General features: G+C 37.4%; 10 protein-coding genes. 2 read left to right on the top strand and 8 right to left on the bottom strand.

What is annotated here, in order from left to right; translation table 11 throughout:
* Window positions 1-100: 100 nt before the first annotated feature.
* From DRZ93_RS01610 to DRZ93_RS01585, 6 genes are all read right to left on the bottom strand, one after another.
* Window positions 101-301, bottom strand: coding sequence for a hypothetical protein (locus DRZ93_RS01610; RefSeq protein WP_113745627.1), 201 nt, complete (start codon window positions 299-301; stop codon window positions 101-103).
* Window positions 294-1,529: a site-specific integrase gene (locus DRZ93_RS01605; protein WP_113745616.1), complete on the bottom strand. Its 1,236-nt coding sequence runs from the start codon at window positions 1,527-1,529 to the stop codon at window positions 294-296. The genes DRZ93_RS01610 and DRZ93_RS01605 overlap by 8 nt, the downstream gene beginning before the upstream one ends.
* A 134-nt stretch (window positions 1,530-1,663) precedes the next feature.
* Complete coding sequence (locus DRZ93_RS01600; RefSeq protein ID WP_146741079.1) at window positions 1,664-4,390, bottom strand: autotransporter outer membrane beta-barrel domain-containing protein; 2,727 nt, start codon at window positions 4,388-4,390, stop codon at window positions 1,664-1,666.
* Window positions 4,391-4,724: 334 nt separating this feature from the next.
* Window positions 4,725-5,390 carry a hypothetical protein gene (locus DRZ93_RS01595; RefSeq protein WP_146741078.1) on the bottom strand — a complete coding sequence of 222 codons (666 nt, stop codon included), beginning with the start codon at window positions 5,388-5,390 and terminating at the stop codon, window positions 4,725-4,727.
* A gap of 1,014 nt (window positions 5,391-6,404) precedes the next feature.
* Window positions 6,405-6,899 (bottom strand): hypothetical protein, encoded by a 495-nt coding sequence (locus tag DRZ93_RS01590; protein WP_113745624.1) that lies wholly within the window; start codon window positions 6,897-6,899, stop codon window positions 6,405-6,407.
* Entirely contained in the window at window positions 6,889-7,863 is a 975-nt protein-coding gene (locus DRZ93_RS01585; protein WP_113745623.1) for a tRNA-dihydrouridine synthase, read from the bottom strand. Before DRZ93_RS01585 ends, DRZ93_RS01590 begins: the two co-directional genes overlap by 11 nt.
* Window positions 7,864-7,947: 84 nt before the next feature.
* Here DRZ93_RS01585 and DRZ93_RS01580 point away from each other — a divergent pair, with 84 nt between their 5' ends.
* A complete protein-coding gene (locus DRZ93_RS01580; protein ID WP_113744398.1) occupies window positions 7,948-8,940 on the top strand; it encodes an MYG1 family protein in 993 nt (330 codons plus the stop codon).
* 339 nt (window positions 8,941-9,279) lie between these two features.
* Here the strand turns inward: DRZ93_RS01580 and DRZ93_RS01575 are convergent, their stop codons facing one another.
* Window positions 9,280-9,684: a DUF1036 domain-containing protein gene (locus DRZ93_RS01575; RefSeq protein ID WP_172457989.1), complete on the bottom strand. Its 405-nt coding sequence runs from the start codon at window positions 9,682-9,684 to the stop codon at window positions 9,280-9,282.
* 16 nt (window positions 9,685-9,700) lie between these two features.
* Entirely contained in the window at window positions 9,701-10,669 is a 969-nt protein-coding gene (locus DRZ93_RS01570) for a DUF1189 family protein (protein ID WP_113745621.1), read from the bottom strand.
* Between the two features lie 222 nt (window positions 10,670-10,891).
* On the opposite strand from DRZ93_RS01570, the gene DRZ93_RS01565 reads away from it, so the two are divergent.
* Entirely contained in the window at window positions 10,892-11,710 is an 819-nt protein-coding gene (locus DRZ93_RS01565) for a penicillin-insensitive murein endopeptidase (RefSeq protein ID WP_113745620.1), read from the top strand.
* Window positions 11,711-11,742 lie beyond the last annotated feature (32 nt).

Raw genomic sequence — 11,742 nt, 5'->3', positions numbered from 1 at the left:
CAAATCGAGGGGAGCTAAAAATTGACCGCAGGTTTAGGTGCAAATTGAGCACTGAAATACAAGATCATGTTCCGACTCTTCGGATCTTCTTGCACAATATTCAACAATCTCTTTTCTTAGACCAAAGGTCACTTAACTCCTTTGTTATAACTTTGTCAGATAGATTATTTTCAATAAAAAAAGCATCAAGTTGTAAAAATGTTTCTTCATTATGGTTATATAAATAGCCAGAAGCTCTCTTTAATTCAACAAGATCTGCAAACTCTTGTTTAAAAACGCTTTTATAGGATTTTTTATTCATTTCTAAAATCCTCGGGCTCTAGAGTACATTCAGCAAGTTTTTTTATATCTGTTTTAAGATATATAGCTGTAACATCTGGATCGGTGTGCCCAAGTATTTGTGTTATTACTGGCAAAGGTGTTTCAATCTCTAGCAGCAGAGAGCCAACGGAGTGCCGTAGAGAATGAAATCCAGATCTTTTTTTGGAGCGACTATCAATTTTAGCCTTGCGCATATATTTAGTGACTATGTTTTGTAAATGACTATCATCGCTAAAAGGATCAAATGGTGGCATATGTTTTATAAAAACTACATCTGATTTATATGCTTTTGGCCTCGCATTTTTTATATAATCTATCACCGCCCATCCAATATAATCTGGGATTGGTAAGGATAGAGGCTTTTTTGTTTTATGTTGTATAATTGAGAGCTTTTTTTCTTCCCAATTAAAATTATTAAAGCGCAGTCTTTTTATATCACCAACTCTTAACCCCAGAGTACAGGCAATTAAGATCATTGCATAATCTCTCTTACCTATAGGATTATTTCTATCTATGGCGGATAGCATCTTTTTAAGATCGTCTAAATCCCAGGAAGATGGAATATTTGCAGTCTTTGAAATATTTGGCACGTGTATCTTGTCAATGAAGTTTTCAACAATCATTCCAGATGAATGAAGAAAGCGTAAAAAGTGCCTTATACCACAGACTTGTTGCTCAACTGTTTTAAATTGAAAACCCGCAAATGTTTTAATGAAGTCGTGGCATGTTTTTGTCGTAATATCTTGTATACCGGCAACTTTCCGTTGGGTAATGAAATCTAAAAAAACTTGCGATGTTTTTTTATAATGATTTATAGTCGATACAGACAGATCTGTATTTGATAAGAAAGAAGAGTATTTAGAAAATATATCTGACATGCTGTCATTTAATTTAATTGGATTTTTTGAGGCATAATATCTTCTAGTAAGAACCCTATGAAGTCTGTAATCCTCTAACATATGGACAACACGTAGAAGTTGAACTCTTTGCTGAGAAAGTACTTTATTTTCATATTTCTGAATAAAACTGTATTTGACCTCAAGATATTTTAGCCCTCTCTCCATATTGTATTCGGTGCTACCATATTCTTGTTTTAGAAAGTCATTTATTTTTCTCCACTCTTTTTTATAGAATTCAATAGTTCCTGATGAATAGTGATTTTCTGTAAGAAGTTGGTTTAAGCCTTCTGTAATCATTTCTAGTTTCATAGTGATAACTCCTATGTAGTGAAATGATTTCAGATTAGCAAATGGTCAATAATATAAAATTATGTAGAGTTGAAAAAATTAAAATTTATATAATTCAATTTGATAAATATGCTAACTTGGCATAATATCTATATCTACATAAGGAAGTAATTGTGAGCCTCAAGGGTGGCATCTACACAGTTAAAGAATCTGTGGTTGACACCTAAGGCCATAGAGCCGTAGGTAAAGTCATAATCAGGATTGTCAAAGCTGAAGATTTTAGCTCTGTCCTTTACAGATGTCTTTGATGAGATATCTGAGTAGTGATAACCTGCCTCGCCCTTGACATAGACTAAAGAGTGTCTGTCATTTAAGTACTTACCGACAAGCACACTGGTGGCAAGACCATAGGTGCTGTAGGTATCGCCTATAATCTCAAGGCCCTTCTTGGTAGTGAAGTTCTCTCCCATAAAGAGTTTATAGTCAAACTTTAAGGCAGCATCTATCACGGTGTCATAGGCCAGATTAAATCTATGACCTGCAGCCAGTGTGGTACCAATGGAGTTTATCTTTAAGGTGCCAGAATCCTCACCCTGATAACCGCCTTCAATACGTGATTTTGCAGTTGAGTCAAAGTGATTATAGTGCACTGAGCCTTCAAAATAAGTGCCGGTATTAAAGGCCAGGGCTCCATAGATACCAACATTGGTATTTTTAATATCTGATGAGGCCTCAAACAGGTTAAGAGTTGACTTCATCTTGCTGTAACCTGCATAGGCGCCATACATGGCATCATACTCGCCAAAGCTCTTGAGGGTATCAAAGCCTATATAGGATGAATTGAGCTTGGCATGGGCTGTCAAACCAATCTTGTCATTGACATCAAAGTCTACATCCTTATAGAAGTTCTGTACCCACAGACCATAGTTCCTGCTGTTATCCTTTTTAAGCATTCTAAATCTCTCTGATAACTCAGAGTTGGTTAAAAATGCCATACGGTTTATCAAGAAGGTATTTATCATGGCTGTCTCTACAGGATTTGAGGCCTGATTGGTGTTGCTTGAGGCAATATTGTTGACCACAATATCAAAATTGTTGTCCTGACTGATGTCTGCCTTGATAGAAAGCTTAACTGCTCCATTATCCTCCTTCCAGGCTGAATCAATACGACCTAACACATCATCTGGCAGCTTGCCTATATTATCAGGCAGGTCAATTAAAGTATGTTTGCCGCTTACATTTAATGTGCCGGTAAACTCAGTTGGATCTTTAATTGAGGCATCAGAGTGAATACGTATCTTTAATTTACCCTTTTTGAGAATATCAAAACCGTCAGTTACAACTACCTTGTCACCCTTGCCGCTTTGAATGTCTGTGTAGAATACAATGGCATTGTCACCACTTAACTCTACGCGATCAGTGGTAATGGTGTAGTACTTGGTCTTGTTGCTGCCAAACTGACCCTTGCCACCGTTATCATCCTTAAAGGCAATTACAGTATTCTCAAGATGGATGCCGTTACCCTTTTCCACCTTGCCATTGACGTTGATAGATGAGGATAAATCAAGGTTGCCTCCTACCTCAAGTACTGAGGCATTGTGCTTTTCATTAAATGGAGAGCCATCTCCCTTCATATACAATGAATAGGCCTTGCCATCCTTCTTGTTATGAACATGAGCCTCAGTGTGGATTTTGGCTGAGTCTTTAACATGCAATGTGGCACCTGAGAGAACATCAACGCCGCTTACTCTGACCTTACCGTCAGCTCCCTTGCTAGGCAGCTTGTCATTTGTTCCTGCTACAGTGTCACGGCCAAACTTGCCACTCTCAGCTCCCTTACCGGCTTTACCAATTAATGTCATATCTACATTATCAAGAGTGATAATAGCATCCCTGACACCAATACCTGCACCGCCTGGCCCCTCTCCGACGGCTCTATAACCTACAAGATCTACAGAGCCACCTGAGCCACCTACGCCCTTATAGCCATCTTTACGGGAATTGTTATACTTATCTTTATGAGCAGTATGAGTTTGTTTTTTACCGGCTTCACCGCCTTTGCCACCATCACCTCCAGTTGCTTCAACTTTGGTTGTACCGGTAATAGTAGCAATTTTGGCAGACTCAACCAGGGCAATATCTACAGAGCCACCATGACCACCCATACCGCCATTACCGCCGTGACCAAAGAGATGGGCATTAGTGCCATTCTTAGCTGCAGTTCCGTCTTTGGCAGTATAGATTGTATTTTTGATGGAACTTAAAGAGGCTTTAGAGTTGCTTGTGGATGCAAGCTTGCTATGAGATACAGTTGCAGCATCCTTACCTTTAGCTCCGTGTTTGCCATCAGCGCTTATTTCTAAATCAAGAGAAACATCTAGATGACCTACTGTTACATTTGGTCTCTTTGGATCAGTAGGGGCTCCCTCCTGCTTTTGTTCGGATTTTTGTGTAAATTTTTTTGTTATTATGTAAAGTTTATCATGTGTTAATATTATTTTCTCTTTTGTAAATGTATCGTTACCGTAGTTGTCAGCCTGACCTATATCTATATAATCAAAGAGCTTCTTACCACCCTCAAGTTTAAGATTTTTGATTGCAGTAAAGTCCCCAACATGGAATTTATATTCATTTCCTGGAAGAGGTTTAGGTTTAGTTACATTAAAAAATTGATTAATTTGAGGAATATAATAAGAAATATCATTAGTACGTCCTGTCCAATATAGATCATATGATTCAGCATCAGTTAAATAATCGAATTTTAACTTTTTATCGCTATTATGAATAGTGCCATAATAGTATAAAGTATTTAATATACTGTTATTTCCATAAATATCTGAGTTTTTAGAATAGGCAAAATTTAAAGAAACATTTCCTTGCAATCTATATTCTATTACACCTGTATTAGTTGTATCTCTACCATATGCTGATCCTAAGGCATCATTTACAAGCAATATATTAGAGTTTTTATTTACAATATGAGAAAAGTGGACAGACCCAAGGGTTCCTATAGACTGTTCAAAGGGTGCATGGTTAGTTGTACCTATATGTAAAGTACTATTTTCTAAGTATACGCCATATTTATCAGATTGTTTTTGACCATTATCAGCTATTTCAGAGCTATAAAAATGAGCATAAGATGATAAAGTTGTATAAGAGTTTTTTGAGTATAAAGAATAATTTGTTGAGTTTTTAGTTGGATTAGTTATCTCCGTTCTAAAAAAAAAGAGTATTTTCTGCAGTATTAGTACGATTACTATAATTTGTAGTTGAGTTAGGGTCTGTATTAACCCATAATCTATGATGTCCAATTTTAAAATCACTATTATTTTGCAGATTTAAAATCTTTAAATTTACATCCTGTTTTCCTGTATTATTTGCATTTATCATAGCCCCATAAAAATCTAGAGTTGTGTCTGCTTTCCAATAATCATATTTATTGGTTAATAGTAAGTTATTAAACTCTGCAAATGTAAAATCAATTTTACCATCAGCTGTTAAGTTAAACTTATTTCCATTTTTCTTACTCCAACCCTCAATCTCATACGTTCTACTATTTAGATCAGTATCTTTTGGAACATTTTTATTCTTAAAGTAAACCCCTTTTATATTCCCTTTAACATTTAAATCTCTCTGCAAATCAAGTAAATCTGCACCGATGTCATCAAATGGAGGACTTTTATCTGGATCTTTGATATATGTTTTTATAACACAGTCACCACTAGCATCTAATTGGCACTCTAATTTTGCTTTATCGTCTCCCCAATAATATGCATTTGCAGCAAGCGGATTAATTAATGCAAAAACTACAAATAATTTTGCTGTTACCCCCCCCCCTATACACATAGTTTTTATATGTATGTATATGTAACAGTCTTTCAAGCCCCGAAGCTAAGGCTGTCTTCCTGGCAGCAGATTTTGTATAAGCACTTTTCATAGTCATAATAATCTCACAACAATTTTGTATGCAATTTTTTGCTCTAAAAGCAACTTGCTAATAATGATTTTAATATTTTCTGTCTGTAGTGAAAAAGATTCACACAAAAGACATGTTTATCAAAATAAAATTTTTGTATCACAATATTTATAAGACTATCAATCGCACTTTGCTAAGATTTTTGACCTCTGCTATAAAAAATACGCATATATTTTTTATATGTGCACTCACTCACAATAATTGACATTTTTGCAATTTTTGAATGTAACAACTTTATATAACATAATGATAACTATAGTTATTATTTTGAAAATACGAGCATTTTAGTGTGCAAAATCACACATTTTGCTCATCTCAATGTAGCATTTTAATAATGTAAGCTTTTTTACATATACATATGAAAAAAATTAAATTTTAAAGAAAAGGCTCCCTTTAATATAGGCTGAGTAACTTATTCACTCTTTATCTTTATCTCTGCTAAGACTGCTTTAAGCTTGTCAAAGTAAGCCTGTGCTGTGCAAAATGCTGTTCTTGTTTTTTGTTTCTGACTTATTTACTAAGATCAGGCCTGGTCCATACTTTAAGGTCTGGATAAGTAAAGATTTCCGCATGATATAAGTGAGTGTTAATACTAAAGATAAATTCAGGTCTTTAATGTATAGACTCAGATATTAATTTTATATAAGCTTACTCTCTACAAATTTCTGTGCATACCTGCCTTTATATCAATAGCCAAATCTTCGGCCCTTGCTCACAGTATCAATATAAGCTGCACCTGCAGATCGGCCCTTTATAGTTGCACAGTATCATCTAAAGCCGGATCTGACAGCTCTGACAACAACACTTACTGATTTAAAGAAGAGCAATACCTTTGCACAGAAATGACAAAGGGCAGAAAACTCTGCCCTCTTATCAAAACAATAAAGCCCTTTGCTGTCTAAAATCTAACCGTGAGGATCTTATCTTATTTGATCGCCTACGGTTCTGTCATAAAAGACATGCTTGCCTGTAGTGATATCCTTTATATAGGTATTGATGATGTTTTTGGCCTTGGCATCATACTGACCTATAAGCTCAATCAGATACATATTGCTAGGCTCGCCAATAACTACAGCATAGGTATCCTTGGATTTACACTGTGTGGTAAAGAAGTTTTTAGCCACCTCTTTTGACTTTTCACACTTTGATCTTGAGATATAGCTGTCCATAAATGCTGCAGCATTCTGATTATCAGTCTTTCTTGTATAGGTAAGTCTTATAGTTGTAGGTATGGTATTGGTGGTCTCAGATAGAGGAGCATTATAAATTACAGTATTGTTGATAATTTCCTGACTCCAGCCCTTAGGTACTGCAGGAAATGGTGCAGGAATAATCTGTACCTCATTACCGGCAAAAGCACATGACATGGTAGTAAATAAGGCAGCTGCTGCAATTAGTGATGATTTAATTTTCAATTCCTTTATTCTCCAGGGCAGTTATCATACTCTCAAGACAGAGCATAGCATTTTTAAGATCTCCTATGCGACAGAATATCTTAAAAAAGTCAGATAAAATTACATTATTACGCCTTGCAAAGCCTAAAAACTGTTTTGATCTATCCATAACAGCCTTGTCATGTGTCTTACGTTTTTTAAGCTCTGTCATAAGCTCCAGCACCAGAGCTAAAGTTCTGGCACTTGAATATATTTTGTCAGCCTTTTTAATGACATGACCTATATTTGGCAGCATTAAAGCTGCTCTGCCTACCATAAGCCTGTCACAGCCACTTATTGTTGCACAGTTTTGCGCATCATCATAGCAGCAGATATCGCCATTGGCCACAATAGGTATATTATCGGCAAGCTCATGCAGATTTTTAATAATAGACCAGTCCAGTGCATCCTCACGATACAGATCCTTTCTGGTTCTGGCATGAATTATAATCTCATTGACCCCGTCAACAGCCACGGCCTTGACTAAAACAGGAGCCTCTTCTTTGGAGGCAAAGCCTGCACGCATTTTAACTGACAGGTGAACAGAGCTGTCAAGACCCTCTCTTAGAGTAGATACAATCTCATGTAAAAGCTCAGGCTCTTTTAAGAGCATAGCACCGCCATGATGCACAAAGCGTGACGGACAGCCAAAATTCATATCAATGGCGCGGGCACCAAGCTCCACTGCTCTTTTGGCACTTTGCAAAAGCATCTTAGGATTGTCACCTAGAAACTGTACTCTGACATTGACACCAGATGTGGTCACAGCACCATGCTCAAGCTCTGGCACATCACGCAGCAGTGTCTTGTAAGGAAGCACTTCATCCGTTACACGTATAAATTCACTAAAGCATTCGTCATAACCGCCATGGGCTGTGAGGACCTGACGCATAGGGGCATCTGCCACTCCCTCCATGGGCGCAAGATAAACTTTATCTATTTTCATCTGTATTTCTTATGCTGATACGAAGTTTTCGTCAAAAAAATTAATAAATTGCTGTGGTACAATACAAATAACTAAGGAGCGTTTATGATTATTGCAACTCACGATGGTTCTTTTCATGCCGATGAAACTCTGGCCTGTGCTATTTTAACCTATCTTTTTGAAAATTCTAATATCATTCGTTCCAGGGATATGAAAATACTGGAAAAGGCCGATCTGATTATTGATGTTTCTGGCAAGAATGATGAAAGGCATTATGATCATCACTCCAATGCCTTCACCCTTGAGCGCAGCAATGGTATACGCTATGCCACAGCCGGCATTATCTGGGAAAAATACGGCATTGAGTATCTGCATAAAATCTACTGCAATTTTGTCAAAGCCAACATTCCACTTATATCTGATGCCATCTTTAAAAAAGCTTTTTTGCGCATTGACAGAGAAGTGATGTGGATGGTGGATTTAAATGACAATGGACAGCTTAATGAATTTATAGACAATTCACTTGGTACTTTAAATGAAAAAGAGCAGTCAATTGTTGATAATCTAAATGAGCTCTATCGTCTTGAGCCTTCTATTCCTTATCTTGTAGCCATGCAGAATCTGCCTAACATTTCAGGACAGGAGCAGAACAAGGCTTTTTTAAATACAGTAAAGATTTTAAAAACTCTGATGCAGAACATTGCCATCAATGCCCTGCACACTGAATATGGTATTGATCAGGTACTGCATGTCTATGACGGCGGCCCTATTCTTATCATGCATGAAAGACTGCCATGGACCAATGCCTTTTTAGCCAATCCTGAGATCTTCAAAGACTGTTATCTTGCAGTCTATCCAGACAGAAAGAGAGGCTGGAGAATACAGTCACTGCCGCACAGTGCCGCACAGAGATTCAAAAACCGCTGCTCAGCCCCTAAAGCCTGGCGTGGCCTTGATTTTGAAAATCTGGATAAGGCAACATCTCTTAGCAATACTATCTTTGTGCACAAGGCAGGTTTCACTGGCGGGGCCATGGACTTTGAGACTAATTTAGAGATGGCCCGTCTCTGGCTCAAACACGGCGAATATTTAAAATAAGAAAGTAAAAAGTTTTTTTAAATTTCTTTTTACCCCTCTGTTAAATGGCTGACAGGCTTACACCTATCAGCCTTTTTTATAACTTTAAAAAGTCTGCCCCTGTTAAAGTTGCCTCTATAGATAGTATAGCTCTCATAGTAAAAGCAAGATCAGCTACAGACGCAGCCTTGAAAGAGTCTGCATAATCAGCAGCCTTTATATACAGCACAAAAAATGTACGCACTGCATGGCAATATAAAAATTCAGGCTCATGGTGCTATAACACAAAATGTTATAACAGCATGAGCCTTTAAACTTTACAATAAACTGCTATTGCTCTTTGAGAGATCTTAAGAGCTTTTAATTTATATTGATAAGAGCTCTTTTACCATCTGATTTGGCTCTTACAAATTTGGCCTTGAAGCTTGCATCTTCAAAGACCTGATCCTGTGTATAGTAAAAAGACTGTGGAGCTACATCAAGATTGACGCTGTAGTCGCCGCCTTCAATTTTCTTGCCGTTTGAAAATTCAGCATAGAGATAATAAATACCGTTTTCAGTATTTAATGTTATAAGATTCTTGCCATTCTTCTCAATGTTATACCAGCCGTCTACCACCCATTTATCGGTGTTCTTATCAAGATAGGAAAAAGCCATAGACACTGTTGATTCTGTATTGTTGTTAATAGAGATCTCAAGAGCATCAGCAGAGGCTGCTGCAAAAGCCATTGTCGACAGAGTAAAAAGCTTTAAATGTTTAAACATACCTTGATCCTTAATACTATGGTTTGAATATTCCGTCTTGATTATTACCTCTGAGATCCTGCTCATGCTTTGATAAATCAAACTCTTTAGGACCACCATCTGAACTGGTGCCGCTGACTGCATCCTTATAAGCCTGATTTGAGGAGTTCATCTCATTTTTAATAATAGATCCTGCCATATTACGTATGAATCTTGCCAGCAGTGACAGATAAATTAGCGGTATACAGCACATTATTGTCATAGACAGCGGAATAGCAATATAAAACTGCAGCAGCATTAAAAAGGCTACAGGAGTGCTGGCATAGCTGCTAAGACGCAGATTATCACTATAGATCATATTAATCTTGAAAATCATGGAGAACATGAGTTTTGAGAGCAGGCTTACAATAAGTGCATTAACAGCAAGCATGGTAAAAAACCATAAAGACACCATGAATACAGTGGATAAAAATGAGGTTGAAGCTATGGTTTTGGCAATCTCTGAGGCATTATATGGCTCAAAGTTCACACCACCTGTAAGCACGGCAGACCATAGAATTTTATTGTACACACCAGAGGCTGGATTTCTGACAATAAAGCCATCATCTAAAATAATGATCTCAGCCTGCTCCTTGATGCTTTGCAGATCAAAATCATCATTGGTGGCATATAAAATAACAAGCTGCCCTTTTGTATTTCTTATCTCTTTATAATCAGGATAATTGTCATTGGGACTTAAATATAAATTGCTGTCAAGATAGCTTGGCGGCATCTGACTTATAAGGGTCGGTACCTCAAGATTGACAAAATAATCTATGGTGTTTTTTACCTTGATGGCAACAGGCAGGGCTAAAATGGCACACAAAAGATACAGATAGCCAAGACCAAAACCTCTTTTTTCAGATAACACCTTAAAATAGAAACGAACAGATATTAAAGCCCTTAGTGGATCAAGCAGGCTGTCTTTGGTAAAGCGTGGCTTATTGCCATTAGTTGTGCTTTGCATATTTTTACTCCGTCAAACTCTCTAAGCATACCATAAAGCCAGATAAATTAAATTAGACTTACTTAAAAATACTTGTAAAAGCAGCACAGCTGATAAAAAGTGACAAATATGCTCTTTAAAGGCCAATATATTTATAAACTTGTACCCAAATCCACCTTTTTTTACATACAATGAGCAAAAGTTTAGCGCATAGTTTAAATGTTCAACACTAAAGGATAATAAATGACACTAAAAGCATTTATAACAAGACTTGGTTGCATCTTATGCCTGCTGTTGTGCACATCTGCAGCCTACTCAGCACAGAGCAAGGATAAATATGCAATCTATGGCTCATATAATGCAGGCTGTATTGCAAATTCTGTAGAGCTTGAGCGCAACAGCCCTGACTATCAGGTGCAGATCTGGGGTAAGGGTCGTAATTTTGGCCACCCTCAGACTATTGCCTATATTGAGGATCTGGTCAGACGCACCAAAGATGCAGGCCTGCCTCCTCTTTTAATTGGAGATATCTCCTTAAAAAACGGCGGCCCCTTTGGTTCCCGCTCCAATCATGCAAGTCACAATACAGGCCTTGATGTGGATATTGCCTTTGACTTTGCCTCGCCACGCAAAACCCAAAGTGAGCTTTTAAAACCAAAAGATGTCTACATAGTAAAAAATGATGCTCTGACCAGTGATTTTGATACTGACAGAATAAAACTTATCTATCTGGCTGCCAATGATGATAGAGTAGATAGAATCTTTGTCAGCCCACGCATTAAAGAAGGTATGTGTAAACTCTTTAGTGCCCATAAAGACAGTGCTATCTGGCTCTCACGCCTGCGCCCATGGTTTGGACACAAAGCGCATATGCATGTCAGACTCAAATGCCCTGAGGGCTCTGAGCACTGTATAAAACAGCAGGCTGTACCTGAGGGTGATGGCTGTGGCTATGAGCTTATGTCATGGTTTTTACCACCAGATCCAAAGGCTAAAAACACAGCTGTAAAGAAAAAGAAGAAAAAACTGCCAAAGCAGTGCTCACTTATTCTTAAAAAATAAATATTTAAAGGCAGGATAACCATACCCTGCCT

The organism is Anaerobiospirillum thomasii (assembly GCF_900445255.1).
GTDB lineage: Bacteria > Pseudomonadota > Gammaproteobacteria > Enterobacterales > Succinivibrionaceae > Anaerobiospirillum_A > Anaerobiospirillum_A thomasii.
Note: the sequence above shows the minus strand (reverse complement) of the source record. Positions and strands in the feature narration are given on the sequence as shown.

Coding starts and splice junctions, on each gene's coding strand:
- DRZ93_RS01580 (WP_113744398.1), top strand. CDS start 7,948: ATGATTATTGCAACTCACGATGGTTCTTTTCATGCCGATGAAACTCTG.
- DRZ93_RS01570 (WP_113745621.1), bottom strand. CDS start 10,669: ATGCAAAGCACAACTAATGGCAATAAGCCACGCTTTACCAAAGACAGC.
- DRZ93_RS01610 (WP_113745627.1), bottom strand. CDS start 301: ATGAATAAAAAATCCTATAAAAGCGTTTTTAAACAAGAGTTTGCAGAT.
- DRZ93_RS01565 (WP_113745620.1), top strand. CDS start 10,892: ATGACACTAAAAGCATTTATAACAAGACTTGGTTGCATCTTATGCCTG.
- DRZ93_RS01575 (WP_172457989.1), bottom strand. CDS start 9,684: ATGTTTAAACATTTAAAGCTTTTTACTCTGTCGACAATGGCTTTTGCA.
- DRZ93_RS01585 (WP_113745623.1), bottom strand. CDS start 7,863: ATGAAAATAGATAAAGTTTATCTTGCGCCCATGGAGGGAGTGGCAGAT.
- DRZ93_RS01605 (WP_113745616.1), bottom strand. CDS start 1,529: ATGAAACTAGAAATGATTACAGAAGGCTTAAACCAACTTCTTACAGAA.